The sequence below is a fragment of the Sphingobacterium tabacisoli genome (assembly GCF_017908035.1).
In the GTDB taxonomy this organism is placed as follows: Bacteria; Bacteroidota; Bacteroidia; order Sphingobacteriales; family Sphingobacteriaceae; genus Sphingobacterium; species Sphingobacterium tabacisoli.
The window spans coordinates 305,478-324,206 of the sequence record NZ_JAEQMU010000006.1; the positions used below are offsets into that span (position 1 = coordinate 305,478).

Here is an 18,729-nt window from a genome sequence, read left to right on the forward strand (position 1 = left end):
TTAGTTTAATCCCAATTTAAGACCGATTGAATAAACCTTCTGTTGTGGATAGTTGTTGCCTCGATCATAGGCCATCTCTGGATCTACATTCTTCGAATTGGTCCAGGTAAAAAGATTTTGTCCTGAAAAATACACTTGTGCAGAAGACAATTTTATCCGCTCGAGGAACTTAGTTGGGACATCATAACCCACTGTAAAATTCTTCATTCGGATATAGCTCACATCCTGCATCCAATGTGAGGAAACCTGTGTATTATTGGCAGTCGGTGCAGAGGTCAATCGAGGATGTCTCGCATCTAAGTTTTCTGGTGTCCAATAATCAAAATTATCTCTATTGGCAGTCATCCCATTCCAAAATGGCCAAGCCGCTTCACGGAAAAAATAATAATTGGCTTTAGAAGCCCCTTGTAGCAGAACCTGAAGACTTATTCCTTTGTAAGAAACGCTCGGAGCAATACCATACATGATACGAGGAGTACTCGGATCACCTATCCCCACTTCATCATTAAAGTCTATTTTCCCGTCTCCATTTACATCTCTGTAGCGGATATCGCCAGACTGTACCTTACCCCAAGGCTGCACAGCAATCCCTGATTTTAAATTGCCATTGGCATCAAAGTCTTCGGGAAGGAAATACCCTAACGACTCATACCCAAATTGCATTCCCAACGGTTTACCTGTCCGTCTCCTATTGGGGTTATTAAAGGTACTTTCGGTCTCAAAGATTTCGAGTACTTTGTTTTTAGCATAGGTTAGATTTCCGGTAAGCCCGATTCTCCAGTCTTCGTTTATAGGAATATTAAAAGTTCCTGTAAACTCAATTCCTTTATTCTCCATAACTCCTGAGTTCACCTGGCTAAGGCCAATACCATATTCAGATGGTACCAAAGCCGAAGGAGCAACCAGCATATTGGAACGCTTCTCATAGAAATAATCGATGTCCATATCAAATAGGCCACGGAATAAAGAAAACTCTAAACCAATGTCTGTTTTATTGGCGCGTTCCCAGGTGATATAAGGATTTGGTTCGGCACGCTCTGAAACAATCTGTACTGCATTATTTCCCATCACATAGCCCGGTCCACTGACCGAATAGGTTCCCAAGTACTGAAACGGATTACCGGCCAATGCACCTACCTGACCATATGAACCTCGTACTTTCAGATTGGTCAACCAATCTTTGGTAGACTCCATGAAGGATTCCTCTGAGATGCGCCATCCTGCAGAAAATGCGGGAAAGAAGCCCCAACGCTTATCCGGAGCAAAATAATAGTGTCCGTCGTAGCGTCCGCTGGCTTCGACCATATATTTACCCTGATAATCATAGGATGCTCTATACACTAGACCAACCTGTCTAGCCTCGCTGGAAGTACCTGAGTTTTTAAAGTCACTATTACTGGAGCTACCCATTGATATTTCATCCATCAAAAGATTGTAATTACGACGGTAGGCCCCTAAGTTGGAAGCACGATTATCTTTTGCCTCAAATACCCCCAAAAGACTGATACGGTGTGCGCCAAAAGCACGATCGTACTTTAGATTGGCCTGATAGGTAAATTGTGCCAATTGCTCAACGGACTGATCTAAGAAGGGTTTCGCTTCACCGAATATACCGTCTTTGATTACATAAGGTGTCTTGGTCACATCAATGGATGCCATATGTAGTGGTGTATTCCACACCTTATTGTTGACAATTGTTGGATCATACGCCACGAGTCCATTGAACTCTAGTCCTGGTACAGATGGTATAGTCTGCCGTATAGCTATCTGTGAAAAAAGTGTTGTTGTATTTTTCTTACGGTATCCTGATCCGAAAATCGCTGCAGAAGCGTAAGTACCATACATACCATTACTAAAGAAGTTTGGACCAGTACCGGCATGGCTATATTTGACTAACTCAAAAATACGCAAGGTACCCCAGTCAGATAAATCTGACGGCGGAGCTATTGTCGAAATCACATTACCATTTACATTAACACTCAATTGGGTGGTTGGTGTAAGTTTGGCATCAACATTCAAGGCTAGGTTATACCGCTTGGAATTTGCGGTCTCCCACATCCCTTTTTGATATTGGTAACCTAACGCGCTGAAAAAACGGACGTTTTCGTTACCACCTGAAAAATCTAAACTATGATTTTGTAAAAAAGCATTGTTACTAACTAATCCATCCCACGGTGTCCCTGTAGGGTAACGATCGGGATCTGAGCCATCTTTAAACTTTTGCAAGGCCTCGTCCGAATAAGGCTTTTTCCCACCTTCATTCTCCGCAGCCAGATTTTTTAACAAGGCATACTCATAGCCATTGACCAAATCTGGAATGATTGTAGGATTTTGGAACCCCAGATAACCATTATAATTCGTCGAAACCTTACTTTCTTTACCTCGTTTTGTCGTCACGATGATTACTCCATTGGCTCCCGCAACGCCATAAGGAGCTACTGCTGCTGCATCCTTAAGGACAGTAAAACTTTCGATTACATTGGGGTCTAATTTTTGAAAATTACGAGGAACACCATCTACAATCAATAAAGGTTCACTTGCACCCGTAGTAGAGATCCCGCGGATGTATATGTTGGAACCATCCGAACCTGGTTCTCCAGAAGTTTGTTTGGTAATGACCCCAGCTACACGACCTCCTAGATTATTGCTCAAATTGGTCGTAGGCAAGCTCGTAACCTCCTCTCCTTTCATAGTCGAAACAGCGGCTGTCATTGACGTTTTTTTCTGCGTACCATAACCGACCACGACCACTTCATCCATATCGCTAACAGCCACCTCCATACGAATGGTACTGCCCTGATAACTTGCTAAAGACAGATCAATAGGTTGATACCCCACCATACGGACAGTAAGCGTCCCGTTGGTGCTGCTTGTTTGTAGAGTAAACTGCCCTTCTGCATTCGTAGAGGTACTTTGATTTGTATTCTTAATTGTTATGGTCACACCTGGAAGTGGCTCGCCTTTTTCATTGACCACCGCCCCTTTAATGGTATGCTGAACTATCACAACTTCTGTTCTCTTTGCTTTATTTCCTTCGGAAGCAGGCAAAGCCGTAATCATAACCGTCTTATCCTCAATGACAAAACCAAGATTCTTACCCTTCAACACTTCTTTCATAAACTGATCTAAGGAGAGGTTATGAGCATGTACTGAAATAGGGCTATGTTGCTTTATATCGCTTTTTTTGTACATCACGACATAACTGCTCTCTTTCTCCAACCGCTTGAAGACCTCTTCAAGCCGAATTGAACTGGCTTTCATATTGACCATTTGCGGAAAAACCTCAGCATTGACCTGTATACAAAATATAACAAGAAATGCTAAAGTGATTTTTGTAACCATAATAAATCGAAATATAGTAGCGTATACAATTTCTCTGCTTTGCCTAAGCGCACGGCTAGGCAAATCCGATTTTTTTTTCATAACTTGGATTGAATTAGATTATATTTTAAATAATTGTTACCGACAATTTTAGGATAGGCTAATATCATTTGGAAAGGTGGTGGTGGTACACCTCCTTTCTTATTTTATTAACCTAATCTCCCCTAAGGAGACGATGCTCGTACAGTTTCTTTCTTCATGTTTTAGTTTTTTATGATTAATACTCGATTATTGTTTAGTTCGCAGTGCAGCCCAAAGTTTGTTTTTAGATAATTGACAAAAGTAGACAATCGCACACCTCGGCTCATACGTCCTCCTAATTCGACATCAGACACTCCCTTGTCACACTTTATATCAATATCATACCAACGGGCAATCTTTGCTAGATTCGCCTCAAAACTGTCTCCTTCAAAATCAAAAACCCCATTCTTCCATGCCAAGGCTCCCGACACATCCACCTGTTTTACATTAGTCTCCTGGGTTTTATGAAAAAAGGAGAGCTGCTGGTTGGGGGTCAGTTTCTCGGTTCCTGAAGAACTTGTAAACGCAATAACTCCCTCCGCTAGTGTGGCGACAGTCGCTACCGCATCTGAATAGTTTGACACATTAAATCTCGTCCCTAATACCGTGATTTTTTCCTTTCCAAGATGGACACTAAACGGCTTTGCATTAAGGTGTGCCACTTCAAAGTACCCTTCTCCTTTTAAGAAAACTTCACGACTTGACTTTCCCTCAAAAGGATAATAACTGAGCTCTGAGTCTGAGTTGAGCCACACCCGTGTACCATCTGAAAGAATCAAATGATATTGCCCCCCACGAGGAATCTGAATCGTTATCTTTTGTTCCTTGGATAACGTCCCTCCTTGAAGCAGAGAACCATCATCATACGCTAATCCGTTGCTCCCGATGGTTAATGCATTCTTATCGGAATCTAGGTTGAGCGTTTCATCTCCGATTTTTATGAATGCCTTATTGGATCCAGGCAGGATATGCTCTAGATCTGAGGTCAAAGTCTGCTGTTGGGGATTCATCTGCTGTAACAGGTAGTAACCTACTCCAAAAAAAAGGAGCAAAGCTGCAGCAATGGAACTCCAGGCAAAGGGATGCAACTTTATAAACGGTCTCTCATTTTTTATCTGTCGGCCATTTTCCTCTTCCCAAGCATCTACTTTCTTGTTTAGCTTGTCCTGGACATATTGCATCCTATGCGCTTGAAATTCTATTTCATATTTTAGTCTTGTTGATCGATTCTCTAGAAAATAACTTTGGAGCGTGTCGTCATCCAAATCAGCCACTAAATCGAGTAGACGATAAAAATCAGCCTCCGTTATGGTATTATTGGAAAAGGCCTGAACTAAGCTATGTATTTCGGATCTGCTATCCACGATAAAGGTGTCTTAAGTCTATTTTTGATTACAATTAATGACCTTATATACGAACGGAATCAAAAAACACACTAGTCAATTTTACATAGAATCAAATATTTTTAATAAACAACACGTTATCAATACCTTAATTTTATCATCTGAATAAAATCGATCAACATACTGTTTCACCTCTCTGACCGCTACAACAAGCTGATTGCTCACCGTAGACACAGAAATCCCCATGAGATCGGCGACTTCTTTATAACTCTTATCGTATAGTTTGCACTGTACAAATATTTCTTTCTGTCGAGGAGGTAGGGTTTCAATAGCTTGATCCAATATCTGTTGCTGTTCTAGATATTCGAAATTCTCTTGCATTGTTCTGGATTGCAGATTGAGATGATACCACATATCTTGTTTCATCTTGGTATCCCGAACTATTTTTCGAAATAGATCTATCGCTAGATTATCCGCGATCTTAAGCAAAAATGTAGTAAATCCCCGCTCTGGAACAATCTCTTCATGTAATACCCATAGCTTCATAAAGACGTCTTGCAGGAGTTCTTCTGCAAGTTCAGGATTTTTAAGAAACTGAAGGGATCTACTGTATATAAAAGCGGAATACCGCCTATATATGTCGTTGAAAGCCGCGCGATCTCCTTCCTTTAACTTTTGTAATACAGTCAATTCTTCTAAATCTGGCATGCGAGCTAATTGTGGTATATAATTTACGTGATTAAGTTAGGGTACTTTTTTTAATTATTAAAATTTATAAGAGTACACCAACAATTAATTGATAAAAGAACTTATACCAACTGACGGAAAGAGATCCTTTTTACTAAACCATATTTTTAAGATAGCTGAGCAGGTCGGTTTCTGCATCTAGATCAAATTTTTGTTTGAGACGATAGCGTGCCATACGCACACTTTTGGGTTCTACATGCAACAGTTGCGCAATTTGCTTGGTCTCCATCCCCAAATATAGATAGGCACAATATTTTTGATCCATGGCGGTCAACTTTTGTTTAGCATGTTCGCTTATAGTTTTAAAAAAATTGGGATGCAATTCTTGGATATGAAACTTGACCTTTTCAAAGTCGTTGTCCATTACAGATTCTTCTCTGAATAGCTGCCTAATAGTTGTAGGCTGTTCATTGATAAATTTTTCTTTAAGTTGATGCAGTACATTGCTCTTATGCTGTAACTGCAATTGACTGGCCATAATTTCGTCTTGTAGCTTCTGTTGCTGTAGAGCCAAAAGCTCCTGCTCGGCTTTCAAACGAGCCTTTTCTTCTTTTTCATACCGAATCAGTAGCGCCGCCTCATTGTTTTCCGCGGCCAACTGCTTTTCTCTCGCCAAAGAATACCTCAGATTAAAATGGTACGAACGAAACATAAAAAAAGCGCCCAAAAGACCAATCCCTATAAGCCCAATCAAAAGCATTTTATGCCTCTGGTGACTTTTGGCCTGATCAGTCAGGTTCTGTATCTCTTGCTCTTTTTTTTTGAAATCGAACTGTGCTTCCAATCTTTTGGCATTCGATGCCGACTCTTCATTGAAAAGAAGATTAGAGTAGTGTACAATCTCTTGTTGGTAATGTAGAGCCTGCTGATAATCGCCTTTATTAACATTTACCTTCACCAGAGAATTCAACACGTTGATCAGGGTATAATAATATGGCTTTTTCTTCTGGATCATCATTGTATACGCCAATAACAGATTCCGCTCTGCTGCCGGCAGATTATTTTCATATATATCGAGTTCGCTTAATATACCATACCCACTAGCCAGTACACTTTCATTCCCTTCCATACCCTTTGATGCCTGTAAAGCCTCAGCCACTTCGCCGCGTATCTGTTCCCTAATCCCATCACTCTTGATATCATAGTATTTGAGATAATAACTCGCTTTATTGACGCGGAGTAGCGAATAGGTATTCTGTAAAACCTGCCCCGGATATTTCCTGTGCAATGCAATAGCTTCATCCAATACATTCATTATGGTATCTAAGATCTGCTGCTCCTTACGTTCTTCATACCGATAGGTATACGCTACCGCTCGAGCGCTGTAAGCATTTGCCAGGAGATTCTTATTGCCCGAAAGTTTGGCATAGACTATCGCCTTATCCGCATAAGCCATAGCCTTATCCGCTTCGTTCCAGTCGACATACACCCCGTATAACAGATAATAGATACGCGTGACAAGGGCCGCTTCTTGTTCCGGATGTTCAATCTTTGCTAAGGCCTGATGCAATAGTTTTACAGATATATCGGTATTGAATATTGTATTCTGCAACATCGCCTCTGCATACAATGCGTAGGCGAAGGGCAAAGAGTCCGTCTGTGTCTCCGCCACGAAATAGGCTTTGTCGACATAAGCTCTAGCCATCTCAAAGTCCTCCATATTAGTGTAGATATTTGACAATATCCAATAGGCTTTGATGACCTCTACGTTATTTGACGAAATCTTGAGGGCGGTTTCTAAACTTTGCTTTGCTTTGGTAGTCGCTTCAGTATATTGCTCACTGGAGCGATACCAATCAGCCATCTGCTGTTGTACCAACACCTGTTCCTTTATATCCGTGGTCTGTCTTAAAACCTTACGTAAGCTATCGATGTAAGTGTTCTGTGCCTGTACAACAACAGAAAACAAAATCGCCACAAGCAAAGAAATACTTTTTCTCATATTGCAAATATAAGGAACCTCATAGACGCTCCGTATCTTTTAGCCTTTTTATACTCGCTCACACGAACAGCACACACCGCTGTAATACAAACAGATGCACTTTTACGTAGACGCTTTGTAGTCGCTCCCATCCAGACCAATAGTCCTTTGGTAGCAACCCCATGCTTTGCCTTTTAAAGAAGAAAATTCATTTTTGGACTTTATTACTAAACAACAAAAATCATGGACAACAAAACTTTATCAATCGTATCGTACATTACTTTAATCGGATGGTTAATCGCTTACTTCTCTGGCAAAGAAAAAGCAAATGACTTACTTAAGTATCATCTAAAACAAGCGTTCGGTCTATTCCTTGTCAGCATTATCGTCAATGTCATCCTTAGCGTAGTTTTAACATTCATTCCTGCACTTTCAGCCTTGAGTTATATCGGAATCCTGTTTTTCGTGCTGATGATTCTCGGCATCATCAATGCTGCAAATGAAGTAAAAAAACCACTGCCTATAATCGGTAAAGCATTCGAAAATCAATTTTCATTTATCGGATAATAAAAAATCTTAAGGGAACTGGATTTTCAGCACAGATGATTTACATTATGAAGAAACATTATTTATTTTATCTCTTTCTTGCTTTTGCATTCCTTCTAACTTCCTGTGGATTGGGCGAGAAAAGCTACCCCGAGCAGGTCTTTGACAAGGTGGCAGTAGCGGCCAATAAGGTCCCTAATGGTTTCAAAGTTCATTTTAGAGAAATACGAGGACAGCTAAAAGCGGGTAGTCTTGTTATAGTAACACCGGAAAATGAAGTCAAAAAGGTCAATGCCACAGAGTATGTTACCAATCACTACGTCACTATGTTTGAGAAAGACATGCAGGCAATAAGAGAAATGAAAACCGATGACGAGACAAAGCCCATTTTTGCGGCTACTCTGGATCTCTTCCAATACATAGATAATATCTACAAGACTGACATGCTACGGATTGCCAAAATGATAGATGATGGACAACCGGATGAAAACATCGATGCCGCCATCGAAGAACTCGAGGCCAGTAAAAGTAAACTGATCGACGAACGTTTCAATAAAGTCTATGATCTGATTATGCCCTATGCAGACAAGCATGGTGTAGATTATAAGATAATGGATACACCTAATTTCTCAAAATAGGTATACTACAGCGGTATGAAAAATTTTATAAAAGAGGAAAACCTATACACGCTAAAAAGACAATATGGTCTGATCCTCCCTTTATTGGGAACTTTCTTCGGGTTAGCACTTGTTGGCTTTTTAAAGATCCCTGCATCATCTTTTAAATGGTGGATGCTAGGAATTGGTATCTTGTTGGCTATCGCCTATGCAAGAAGGTCATTAGTCATCGATATGGACAAAAGAGAAGTCCGTGTGGTAATGGGGTTGTTTCACCCGGTCCGAACCATTCCCCTGAAGAATCTTCAGGGATTCACCGTACATCGTTTAAAATACATGGGATTCATCACTATTAACGTCTCTTTAATTGCTGATTATTACAACGAAGATGGTAAACCGAAGGAACTAGGGCTGGCCGAGAGCTTTTTTAAGAAACCAATCCAAAGTATACTGAATGATATCCATGAAGTCATATATGATGAGGATAAAGGATCAACTGAGGTTTGAAAATAGTCCCGAAGGCATCACATTGCAGCCCAACCGTAAATTAGTATACTGTGGGCTGTAATTGCTATTGTTTTAACAGGGAGTCTCCTCTTAATTTTCAACACACAGATCGGCATTGGTGGCAGAATCATATGTATCTCCATTATGGCGGTCTTTGCAATACAGGGATTGAACGATCTTTTATTCAGAATCCATGTACGCTACTTTTTTGATCTCAAAACCCGATCCATATACCGACAGAGTTTTTTGGGGGGCAAAAGGCGATTAATGCCACTAGACGAAGCCGTTATTTTTCGAAGTACAGTATGTGGGACCTGGCACTATCGGTTAGGAGAGAAGCGCAAGCAGTTTTTGAAAAATTACAGAATTAGTCCAGACTTTGGAACCGGTAAAGAACAGGAAAAATACCTCACTGCGTATGAAGAAGAAATATTATCCCCTATAGTTGCATTATTAGAAAATAGTCTCTAACACAATCTTCACAAGTAACCCTGATTGTATATATCTTACAAGACTAATATTTAAATAAAATTCGCAATCACTTTCCGATATTCACGTTTAATCGGTTCATTTTTGTTACAAACGAGTCCTGTTTTCCAACCAATGATAAGTTTGTTCGTTTTTATATGGACGATCACCCCATAATATTGCCTATCTCCTTCCAATCCGTGATTTTAGCTGTTTTTCATTTGTGGCATCTGATTACAAACAACTGAATAACCAGCTTAATACCCTCAAAATCAAACCTACCCCTAAATTATTTTTTGTATATTAGTTTGTTATGGAATTAGCAAACATTACAAAACAAAGGCTTTTGGATGCTCAGAACAAAGGATACACGGCTATCATAACGACGTACAACTCCAATCCACTGGACCCTATCTGGACCTTTGAAAAAGTAAAAAGAGAAAGATTAAAACAATTTTCAGAAGAACTTACAGACACCTTTCAGCTGTGCTACTCTATTTCTGAAGCAATAAAAACTATAGATGAATATGCCTTCATTGGGAAAGTAAAATTATTAGATTAAAAAAAGTGGGCTTTGCCCACTTTTTTTAATCAGACACTATACGGAATAACATAAAAACAACATAAAGATAATACCTGTTTTTCTTTGTGTCATCCGCATTGCTATATCTTTGCGTCAGATTTAAAACCAAACCATGTCAAATTTTTTAGCATCAAATTTAACATTGAAAAGATTGGTCTTTATTGCCTTAGTGATTGTGAGTGTAAGTATAACGATAGATCTTTTAAGCGCATGGGGTGACCAAAAACTTTTTAAAGACGTTCGAATCAATAGTACCCCAACTTTAAAAGCTTCTGGATATACAGACTCTATCCCTTCCAAATCTGAAAAAGCAACACACCTAAATAACGTTGATACAGTGGCCGTTTCACAGAACTATAAGTAGTCTTATCACTAAAAACACCATCCCATATCCCACTAGAGCAATCCTATAGGCCCGAGCGACAACGGCCCTTTGATAGTTTCAGAATCTTGAGGTCATTTTTCAATGCCTGGATCTATAAAAAAACAGGAGTCAGAAATATATTCCGACCCCTATCTTTGTTTTAAACTAGAATATGAACAAATAAATTACACCTAGTAATCCTGTCCTAAGCGTATGACTACGCGTTTGGACCTCTCCAACGATCAATAAGATCCTCAGCCATTGCAATTGTCGCATTAGCAGCTGTCTTGATTAGCCTTCCGATCACGCCGCCACCTTGGATTTCTAACATTTCTTTTTCCGACAAATCTTTCATATGTATTTGATTAGTCACGATCCTATGGAACATCCAGCATGGACATTCCGTAATCGTGTGTTTTGTATTATTAATAAAAAATAGGAATGGGGTGCCAGAGGCACCTCCGATTCACTTTAGTTAAAATGCCATTTGAAGCTTTCTTCCCAAAATCTTGTCAAATGGGTTAGGAATACAACCTCCTGGGCTGTTGATTCCATAGTCACCACCCTGTCCATCATTTGGATTCCAGACACCACCGTCCAGTTGGATTGTTTCTTCTAAATCTAACACTGTTAAGTTTTTGTTTTCTAAATTTTTCATAACGTTTATTTTTATTGTTTGTTTCTATTTTATATATCAAATATCCTTTAGTACAATGCATAAAAAAAGCATTCAGCATTTTTTACTCTTTTTATTAAGCCTTTAAAAATGCCACCCCATTCCCTCCTACAAATCCTAGCGCAGGCATCCCAAGAGGCATAGAAGAAAAGCTCCCAGCATCATATAATCTCGTATCGACATCAGATAGCGGTTGCATACTAACCTGAATAAAAATCCGATAATCAAACTCATAAAAATAAGTCTGCAGGGCGCGATCGTATTGGATCGGAGCACCTGTTTCTCTCAGGTATTCTATAATCCGGGCCAAGCGGGACACCGAAAGGTCTAATCTTCTGGCCAGGGATTCTGGCTTACCGGTTCTTTTTTGCGATATCAACTTATCTAAAAGATTAAGTCTATCAATTTGCTTAAATAGTTGCATAGGAATATTTTGTTTTTATAAGGTTTCTTCAATAAAAAATTTAATCATTTTTGACACGAAAAGGCAATTGTACTTGGCTTGTAGCATTTCACTCTCGGCTTTCAACATATTGCTTCTAGAGCTGTTCAAGTCATATATCGAGCTTTTACCGGCATCGTAACTCTTACTCGTAAATGCCAGCGCTATCCGTGCACTTTCGAGCATATCCTGGGCGGCTTCGTGCTGATCCTGATATCCCCAATAGTCGAAATAGAACTTTTCAATATCTTGCTTTATCGCCAGATACTGTTGTTTGGTCTGAATATCATTCTGCTGCAGATACAGTTTGTTCTTTGCTACCGCATTTTTCACGCGTCCTTTACTAAAGATGGGAATAGACAGACTGATGGCTACCTGCTGTGAGAAATTATCCCGCATCTGTGGAAAGAACCCTCTGTCTCCTGCCGTCACCAGACTATTAAAGTATAAACTTCCAAACAAGGCGCTTCCTCTAACTACAGGGTACAGGTCAGACTTGATAATATTATGCTCGACCTCGGCGGCAGACCGCAACAAGCTCAGTTTCTTCAGCTCTGGATGATTGGACGCCGCTTGCTCTATAGCCTCAGGCAAGGTGTAGGTCAAATGAGCATGAAGCGCTTCCTGTTTTTCTTCGACAATATCGAAGTTGCTATAATCCTCTAGTTGCATCAATTGTACCATAGCCAGTTTAGCACGATCTACATCCAGCTTGGCTTGCTTTAGCTTTTGCCGCTCTCTCGCGAGGTTAGCCTGGGCCTCATATTGTACCGTCAATGCCGTACTTCCAGCCTCGGTAGTCTTAACAGCTTTTTCATACTGTAGGTTTGCATAAAACACCGCGCTATCTATCGACCGGGCAATCTCTTTACTCAGTTGGATTGCCAGATAATATTCGATTGCTTTGATGGCAATATTCCGTTTGAATAGAGCCATTTCTTCTTCACCCACACTAACCAAAAGCGTAGATTTCTTAATCTCATTCGCCAGTTTACCATGATTGTATATCGTAACATTCGCATCTATCCCCACTTCACTATTGAGATTATCATTCCTACGTGTATTTCCAAACACATCTTGCCCCTGCCCAAACTTCGAGTACAGGTTTGTAAAACCTTTGACTTCCAATAGCCTTTCATTCTTCGCGATCCGCAGCTCCAGATGCTTCACGTCATTATTGACTTTACTATTTTGAATCTCAAGGTTATTCTCCTGTGCAAAAACAATACACTGCTGGAGATTCCATTTTTCTTGCGCCTGTACTTTTAGGCTAAAAAAATGACCCAATACAATAACTACCCATGCTATTATCCGTCCCATCTTAAACCTCCAGTGCTAAAGTCTGTTTATCCCACATACCACGATAGATTCCGTCAATCGTGATCAATGTCTCGTGATTTCCCTGTTCGACGACCTGTCCCGCTTTCAGCACTAAAATATTGTCGGCATGCGCGATAGTGCTCAATCTATGAGCGATCACCACCATCGTCTTACCAGCATCTTTAAAATCCTGTAGCGTTTTTTGGATGATCTGTTCGGATTCGGTATCCAATGCCGAAGTCGCCTCGTCCAGAATAAGTATCTCCGGATCTTTGTACAGGGCGCGTGCAATAGCAATACGCTGCTTTTGTCCTCCTGAAAGCATGGCGCCATTCTCTCCAAGATAGGTCTGGAAGCCGTTGGGCAATTTCTCGATAAAAGGTAAAATCCCAAGACGTTCCGTTATCTCCAATATCCGCTGCACATTGGGAAAATCCTCTCCCAACGCAATATTATCAATCACATTACCTGAGAAGAGATCAATCTGCTGTGGGACAACAGAAACAACCTGGCGGAGTGAATGATTGGAGATATAGCTAAGATCATATTGCCCAATCGTAATTTTACCTTGCTTCAAAGGATAAAGATTCTGCATCAATCCAGCTATAGTTGTTTTTCCAGATCCGCTCTCTCCCACTATCGCTGTAGTCTCCCCTTTTCTAAACACACAATTGAATCCTTTGAATACATCCACCCGCGAACCATAACTAAAAGCAACATCGCTAAAAGTGACATGCCCAACATGAGCTGGGGTAAGATCCAACTTGTCTGTCGACTCTTCGCGCTCCAAGTCCATAATTTCGAACAGACGGTCCGAAGCAATCATGGCATTCTGGATAGTCTTATTCATCCCGATCAACTGGGTAACAGGCCCTGTAAAATACCCCACCAACGCATAAAAAGAGAGGAGTTCCCCGGGAGTAATAATACGTTCAACTACGTATTTAGAACCCACCCAAAGTAAGATAATCGTGAATATACGGGAGAGAAACTCTGCAGAATTTGTCGAGAAAAGACTGTTCATAACCGACTTATAAACCGTTCTTAACAAGGTACTGAAACGGTTATCCGTTTTATTGTTGGCAAAGGTTTCCACTCCAAACTGTTTGATCGTACGGACGGAATTTAGAGATTCTACCAAATGGGACTCCAATTCGGCACCATCCTCCATCAGCTTTCGCTCCACTTTTTTATTCAATCTATTCGTCAGCCAATAAACAGCACAGTATAAAGGAATAACCAACGCCAGTATCAAGGCTAATTTCCAATAATAACTGAACATCAGCGCAAATGAGAAAATCACGATAAATACATTGACCACAATCTGTATGGACACGTCATTAATAAATGCTCTGATTTTGACCGCATCATTCACCCTTGAGATAATCTCGCCCACTTTCATGGTATCAAAAAAGCGCTGAGGCAGTGTCAAAATATGCTTATAATAGCCCAAGATCAGGTATTTGTCTATCCGCTGTCCTGTCTCCAATACCATAACACTCTTCATAGCTCCGATAAAAATCTGAAACAATAAAATCAGCACCATAGCGATAGACAACAGGTTCAATAGTCTTGTATTTCCATCAATGAGCACATAATCTGTTATCTTTTCAATATACAGCGACGTCGATAGTCCCAACACCGTATATACCACAGCACCGATCAACGCCTGGATAGCAACCGTCTTATGAGGCTTTACCAAATTCCAGAACCTTCCGTAGACACTGACCTTTTCATTGCGCTGCTCGAAGTACTCGTTTGGCTCTAAAAGAATCAATACACCCGTCCAAATCTTTTGAAAATCCGCCATACTATACTTTTCGATCTTGCCATATGCAGGATCCATAACCTCTACCTGATTCTTATCTATTTTATAAATGACAACAAAGTGATGCAATTGCTCCATAACTACCACATGGGCAATAGCAGGCAAAGGAATCTGGACTAAGGCATCCATATTTCCTTTGACTCCCTTGGCATTGAATCCCATATCATTCAACCCTTGTGTCATCCCCAGAATATTGGTACCTCGGGTATCTGTGTGACATAACTGCCTAATCTTGGCTATAGGGAGATTGAGCCCATAATATGCCGCAACCGAGGAGAGGCAGGCTGCGCCACAATCCTTGATATCCTGCTGTTTTACTAAAGTTCCTTTTTTCATATGTATATAATTGCTTCATGACCCCTATGTCGATGGATCGCATTGACTTTTAATCGTTTTTAACCGTTTCGGATTACCCGGTACTATTTATTTTTTGACATGACAATCCCCTTAGAGCAACTCCTTGTTCTTTACGATTAGCATATTTCAGTAGCTTACTTTTAAATCAGATTTGGATTAAACCAGTCATCAACCCGATCAAACAGCAGTTGCCATAGCGTTCGATCCAATAAATAAAACCGAGCCGTATAGGTACTTCCTTTTTGGATCTCTCCTTTATACCCGTTCTTTAACTCAAGATGATTTTTTTCCATAGAGCACCGGACTTTAAAAAAGCTCTGCCCTCCCTCCGTTGCCATGATATTTTGATCAATATCCTCAACCTTACCGTCGATCATTCCCCATTGGTTATAATTGTAGGTATCAATCTGAAAACGGACCTTTTGCCCTTTCTTTATTAATCCGATATCACTGGGAGACACCATACATTCGGCAACAAGGTCATTATCCACAGAAATTTCAACAATGGGCTGCCCTTGTATTAAGAAATTACCCTCATTGACCCCCGATAGGTTGACCAAACGGCCTGCTATCGGAGCACGGATAACATAGTTCTCGCCTTCAATTTCTATTTGCGAAATATCATTGGTTACTGTGGTCAGTTGACGCTGTATATCTCTTTTTTGCGCCTGCCACTGTGCCATTTGTTGCTCTTCTAAAGCTTTGACCTTACTTTTGATATTCTTGAAACTAAAGTAGGTTTTATCGTATTCGGCCTGTGGGATGACCCCCTGTTCAAACAGCACTTTTGCTCGAGCTAGTTCTTTTTGAGCCAATTCCAACTGTGCCCTCAGTTCTTCTGTTTTTTCCTGTAGCGTGCTTACTTCCTTCTGATACTGTCCTGTCAACAGATTGGAGAAATCACCTCTTACCAATTTGGACAAATCATGCAACTGCGCATTGTAATCACTACTCAACCCCACCTGAAGGTGTTTCTTAGACTCAAGGTGCTGGGATGTCACGACTAGCAGTGTATCCCCCGCCGCAACCAATTGGTTATTGAACTTGAGATTAGATTTGACAATCCTTCCACTAACGACCGAGGCTAACTTAGTATTCTCCGATACTGGACGGACAATTCCTCTTGAAGAAGTTGAAATAGGAATTTTAACAAGGGGCATAATTGCTATCACGCAGACAAGCATAACAAGTATGGAAATATAGATTGTGTTTCTTTTCATTTTTTATGTTCTTTAAGTCAGGCTTTATACCCCTTCCCGTGTTTCATCTTTTAGTTCAAGACAGGTATACATTTATCTTATACCTCCTTTGATGCCCTAAAAGTAAAAGCAGTTTTGAGCAAATAAATAATTCGTTTATGATTCGCTCCAGTGGCTTTACAATCCGTATTCTGACTGATTTAAGAACAAGTGTTACAGCAAGAAAAAGCGAAATAGCAACGTATAGCTGTAATAAGCAACGAGATACCGTCAAAAATAAATTACAAAAAAACAACATTTAAACACTTGTTTAATTTAAACAAGTGTTTAAATTTGCTTCGCTTTTTTTAAAAATAACAGCACCGCTCTTATTCTATTTGATAATTCAAGTGTATATAAATGAGTTTTAACGAAAAACAAACAGATATTCTTCTTGCAGCAGAAAAGCTTTTTTCTACCCAAGGATTCGACAGCACCTCTGTTCGTGATATTGCGACAGAGGCGAACGTCAATGTCGCCATGATCAACTACTATTTTGGTTCCAAAGACGGTCTTTTGGACAGCTTTTTTGAATGGCGGATTCCTGATTTTATGATTGATACCGAAGAACTTTCATTCATGGAATGTTCTTTAGAAAAAATCGATAAAATGATTGAAAAATACATTAAAGCGATGAATTCTCATCGGGAAATCTACCGTTTCATTGCTATCGAAAGTTCTTTAAAAAGGCGTATGCTGCTATCAGAACCTTTTAGTAAACTGAAGATTCATAATCTGAGCACAATCTCAACTATCATCAATGAAGGTATTGCCAAAGGGGTATTCAGTGCGAACAACAACCCCACCCTGATACACTCGATGATGATGGGAACATTTATGAACTTCCAGATGAATCAGGTTTTCCTACAGGAACAGCTCGGTATTGAAAGCGACGATGACTATGGCATCTATATCGAAACAACATTAACTCATTTTATACAAACAACAATTAAAGCTTTATTGACATATGAAATATCCATGTAGCACAGACTGCACAAAAACGAATGAACACAGTTTGGATATTCCATATGATAACTGGAAATCAAATTATATACATATGAAAACTAAGTTGGTCAATCTAGGATTTTTACTCTTACTCAGTCCTTTAGGATTATCTGCTCAGCACCAACAACATTTGACTTTGGATGAAGTAATCCACATGGCCGCTACGCAAAGTAGCGAAGCAAAATTCTCTGACACGAAGATACTGGGACGGCAGCTTGAAGTTGAACAGGCAAAATCAAAACAACTTCCAGATGCTCAGGTAAATGGACAGTACATGTTCATGACTACCCCAAATTTAGATTTAAAACTGGCACTGGGCACTGGAGGAAAGCCCGCAGATATTGCGGCGAATCAGCTCTGGATAGGCCAAGCCTCAGTCCGTATGCCTATCTATACCGGAGGGCAGATAAAAGGTGGAATCGATATCGCCAAAGATGCACAGCAGGCAGAAGAATGGAATGCGGTTGTAACCAAAGAGAAACTTGCTTCGCGCGCTATAAACATCTACTTGAACCTCTATAAGGCCCAACAGACGAATCTCCTGGTAACAGAAAACATCAAACAGTCAGAACAGCGTGTTTCTGACTTCAAAGCGATGCTGGATAATGGCCTGATTGCACGAAATGATCTGTTAAAGGCGGAGTTGCAGCTATCGAACTATCAAGTATCCCTTCAAGAGGCGCAAAAGAATATCAAGATATTAAATTATCAACTTGCCAACCTTTTAAAAATCGACGAAGAGGCCGCATTGGATCAGATTGATCTAACAGAAATCAAAGGTGTCACTCCCCTACAACAGGCTTCCTATACCGAGGCCACAGTCAATAGATCGGATATTAAATCTCTCGAATCCCAACATCGTATAGCCGAAGATCAATTAAAGGTAGCGAAGTCTTCCAATCTGCCTAAAATATTTGCTTCAGCAGGGTATAATGCATTTGGATTGCACAATATTGTCACCGTAACCAATGCCGCATCCCTGGGCATGGGTATCTCCTACGACATTGGATCGCTGTATAAAAGCAAACGAGAAATCAATGTCGCCAAAAACCGAATCAAGGAGATGGATGACCACCTCGAGGTTTTAAAGGATAGAGTCAAAATAGAGGTACAACAGGCAAATGAAAATTACACATTGGCACAGAAGCAAAATCTAGTCTATCGACAAGCCGTAGAACAGGCTTCTGAAAACTATAGAATCACCAAAGACAAATATGAGAATGGTATTGCGGATACGGACGACCTGTTGACTGCTGATGTGCAACAGCTACAAAGCAAAATCAATCTAGCCATTAGCCAAGCCAATACAATTGAAAAATACTATGACCTTATGTTATCAAACGGGGCACTAAACATTAAATAGCA

At 40.2% G+C, this 18,729-nt stretch carries 18 protein-coding genes; 8 read left to right on the forward strand and 10 right to left on the reverse strand.

Going from position 1 to position 18,729, the window contains the following annotated elements; genetic code table 11:
* The 4 genes from JKG64_RS20010 to JKG64_RS20025 form a co-directional block, all read right to left on the reverse strand.
* A complete protein-coding gene (locus JKG64_RS20010; protein ID WP_210356045.1) occupies window positions 1–3,423 on the reverse strand; it encodes a TonB-dependent receptor in 3,423 nt (1,140 codons plus the stop codon).
* A 161-nt stretch (window positions 3,424–3,584) separates the two neighbouring features.
* Window positions 3,585–4,766 carry a FecR family protein gene (locus JKG64_RS20015; protein WP_210356046.1) on the reverse strand — a complete coding sequence of 394 codons (1,182 nt, stop codon included), beginning with the start codon at window positions 4,764–4,766 and terminating at the stop codon, window positions 3,585–3,587.
* Between the two features lie 81 nt (window positions 4,767–4,847).
* The gene (locus tag JKG64_RS20020; RefSeq protein ID WP_210356047.1) at window positions 4,848–5,453 is read right to left on the reverse strand and encodes an RNA polymerase sigma factor; all 606 of its coding nucleotides are present in this window, start codon (window positions 5,451–5,453) and stop codon (window positions 4,848–4,850) included.
* A gap of 133 nt (window positions 5,454–5,586) precedes the next feature.
* Complete coding sequence (locus JKG64_RS20025; RefSeq protein ID WP_246512705.1) at window positions 5,587–7,434, reverse strand: hypothetical protein; 1,848 nt, start codon at window positions 7,432–7,434, stop codon at window positions 5,587–5,589.
* Window positions 7,435–7,656: 222 nt separating this feature from the next.
* On the opposite strand from JKG64_RS20025, the gene JKG64_RS20030 reads away from it, so the two are divergent.
* The 6 genes from JKG64_RS20030 to JKG64_RS20055 all read left to right on the forward strand — a co-directional run bounded on the left by JKG64_RS20030 (window position 7,657) and on the right by JKG64_RS20055 (window position 10,498).
* Window positions 7,657–7,980, forward strand: a complete 324-nt coding sequence (locus JKG64_RS20030) for a DUF4870 domain-containing protein (RefSeq protein WP_210356048.1) — start codon at window positions 7,657–7,659, stop codon at window positions 7,978–7,980.
* 47 nt (window positions 7,981–8,027) lie between these two features.
* A complete protein-coding gene (locus tag JKG64_RS20035; RefSeq protein ID WP_210356049.1) occupies window positions 8,028–8,597 on the forward strand; it encodes a hypothetical protein in 570 nt (189 codons plus the stop codon).
* A 15-nt stretch (window positions 8,598–8,612) separates the two neighbouring features.
* A complete protein-coding gene (locus JKG64_RS20040) occupies window positions 8,613–9,083 on the forward strand; it encodes a hypothetical protein (protein WP_210356050.1) in 471 nt (156 codons plus the stop codon).
* 144 nt (window positions 9,084–9,227) lie between these two features.
* Complete coding sequence (locus tag JKG64_RS20045) at window positions 9,228–9,554, forward strand: hypothetical protein (protein WP_246512707.1); 327 nt, start codon at window positions 9,228–9,230, stop codon at window positions 9,552–9,554.
* Between the two features lie 310 nt (window positions 9,555–9,864).
* Window positions 9,865–10,113: a hypothetical protein gene (locus tag JKG64_RS20050; RefSeq protein WP_021068247.1), complete on the forward strand. Its 249-nt coding sequence runs from the start codon at window positions 9,865–9,867 to the stop codon at window positions 10,111–10,113.
* 133 nt (window positions 10,114–10,246) lie between these two features.
* A complete protein-coding gene (locus JKG64_RS20055) occupies window positions 10,247–10,498 on the forward strand; it encodes a hypothetical protein (protein WP_210356051.1) in 252 nt (83 codons plus the stop codon).
* A 217-nt stretch (window positions 10,499–10,715) separates the two neighbouring features.
* Here the strand turns inward: JKG64_RS20055 and JKG64_RS20060 are convergent, their stop codons facing one another.
* The 6 genes from JKG64_RS20060 to JKG64_RS20085 form a co-directional block, all read right to left on the reverse strand.
* On the reverse strand, window positions 10,716–10,886 hold the full coding sequence (locus JKG64_RS20060) for a hypothetical protein (protein ID WP_210356052.1): 171 nt from the start codon (window positions 10,884–10,886) through the stop codon (window positions 10,716–10,718).
* 87 nt (window positions 10,887–10,973) lie between these two features.
* Window positions 10,974–11,156 (reverse strand): hypothetical protein, encoded by a 183-nt coding sequence (locus JKG64_RS20065; protein WP_021068250.1) that lies wholly within the window; start codon window positions 11,154–11,156, stop codon window positions 10,974–10,976.
* A gap of 94 nt (window positions 11,157–11,250) precedes the next feature.
* On the reverse strand, window positions 11,251–11,598 hold the full coding sequence (locus tag JKG64_RS20070) for a hypothetical protein (protein WP_210356053.1): 348 nt from the start codon (window positions 11,596–11,598) through the stop codon (window positions 11,251–11,253).
* A 15-nt stretch (window positions 11,599–11,613) separates the two neighbouring features.
* Window positions 11,614–12,936, reverse strand: a complete 1,323-nt coding sequence (locus JKG64_RS20075; protein ID WP_210356054.1) for a TolC family protein — start codon at window positions 12,934–12,936, stop codon at window positions 11,614–11,616.
* Window position 12,937: 1 nt separating this feature from the next.
* The gene (locus JKG64_RS20080) at window positions 12,938–15,100 is read right to left on the reverse strand and encodes a peptidase domain-containing ABC transporter (RefSeq protein WP_210356055.1); all 2,163 of its coding nucleotides are present in this window, start codon (window positions 15,098–15,100) and stop codon (window positions 12,938–12,940) included.
* A gap of 161 nt (window positions 15,101–15,261) precedes the next feature.
* Window positions 15,262–16,341 carry an HlyD family secretion protein gene (locus tag JKG64_RS20085; RefSeq protein ID WP_022829227.1) on the reverse strand — a complete coding sequence of 360 codons (1,080 nt, stop codon included), beginning with the start codon at window positions 16,339–16,341 and terminating at the stop codon, window positions 15,262–15,264.
* A 378-nt stretch (window positions 16,342–16,719) separates the two neighbouring features.
* Between JKG64_RS20085 and JKG64_RS20090 the strand changes: the two genes are divergently transcribed.
* The gene (locus JKG64_RS20090; RefSeq protein ID WP_210356056.1) at window positions 16,720–17,343 is read left to right on the forward strand and encodes a TetR family transcriptional regulator; all 624 of its coding nucleotides are present in this window, start codon (window positions 16,720–16,722) and stop codon (window positions 17,341–17,343) included.
* Window positions 17,344–17,416: 73 nt separating this feature from the next.
* Window positions 17,417–18,727 carry a TolC family protein gene (locus JKG64_RS20095; RefSeq protein WP_210356057.1) on the forward strand — a complete coding sequence of 437 codons (1,311 nt, stop codon included), beginning with the start codon at window positions 17,417–17,419 and terminating at the stop codon, window positions 18,725–18,727.
* Window positions 18,728–18,729 lie beyond the last annotated feature (2 nt).

Excerpts from the sequence above, each read along its gene's own strand:
- JKG64_RS20010 (WP_210356045.1), bottom strand. The coding sequence starts at position 3,423 with ATGAAAAAAAAATCGGATTTGCCTAGCCGTGCGCTTAGGCAAAGCAGA.
- JKG64_RS20020 (WP_210356047.1), bottom strand. The coding sequence starts at position 5,453 with ATGCCAGATTTAGAAGAATTGACTGTATTACAAAAGTTAAAGGAAGGA.
- JKG64_RS20025 (WP_246512705.1), bottom strand. The coding sequence starts at position 7,434 with ATGAGAAAAAGTATTTCTTTGCTTGTGGCGATTTTGTTTTCTGTTGTT.
- JKG64_RS20030 (WP_210356048.1), top strand. The coding sequence starts at position 7,657 with ATGGACAACAAAACTTTATCAATCGTATCGTACATTACTTTAATCGGA.
- JKG64_RS20035 (WP_210356049.1), top strand. The coding sequence starts at position 8,028 with ATGAAGAAACATTATTTATTTTATCTCTTTCTTGCTTTTGCATTCCTT.
- JKG64_RS20040 (WP_210356050.1), top strand. The coding sequence starts at position 8,613 with ATGAAAAATTTTATAAAAGAGGAAAACCTATACACGCTAAAAAGACAA.
- JKG64_RS20045 (WP_246512707.1), top strand. The coding sequence starts at position 9,228 with ATGGCGGTCTTTGCAATACAGGGATTGAACGATCTTTTATTCAGAATC.
- JKG64_RS20050 (WP_021068247.1), top strand. The coding sequence starts at position 9,865 with ATGGAATTAGCAAACATTACAAAACAAAGGCTTTTGGATGCTCAGAAC.
- JKG64_RS20055 (WP_210356051.1), top strand. The coding sequence starts at position 10,247 with ATGTCAAATTTTTTAGCATCAAATTTAACATTGAAAAGATTGGTCTTT.
- JKG64_RS20060 (WP_210356052.1), bottom strand. The coding sequence starts at position 10,886 with ATGTTCCATAGGATCGTGACTAATCAAATACATATGAAAGATTTGTCG.
- JKG64_RS20065 (WP_021068250.1), bottom strand. The coding sequence starts at position 11,156 with ATGAAAAATTTAGAAAACAAAAACTTAACAGTGTTAGATTTAGAAGAA.
- JKG64_RS20070 (WP_210356053.1), bottom strand. The coding sequence starts at position 11,598 with ATGCAACTATTTAAGCAAATTGATAGACTTAATCTTTTAGATAAGTTG.
- JKG64_RS20075 (WP_210356054.1), bottom strand. The coding sequence starts at position 12,936 with ATGGGACGGATAATAGCATGGGTAGTTATTGTATTGGGTCATTTTTTT.
- JKG64_RS20080 (WP_210356055.1), bottom strand. The coding sequence starts at position 15,100 with ATGAAAAAAGGAACTTTAGTAAAACAGCAGGATATCAAGGATTGTGGC.
- JKG64_RS20085 (WP_022829227.1), bottom strand. The coding sequence starts at position 16,341 with ATGAAAAGAAACACAATCTATATTTCCATACTTGTTATGCTTGTCTGC.
- JKG64_RS20090 (WP_210356056.1), top strand. The coding sequence starts at position 16,720 with ATGAGTTTTAACGAAAAACAAACAGATATTCTTCTTGCAGCAGAAAAG.
- JKG64_RS20095 (WP_210356057.1), top strand. The coding sequence starts at position 17,417 with ATGAAAACTAAGTTGGTCAATCTAGGATTTTTACTCTTACTCAGTCCT.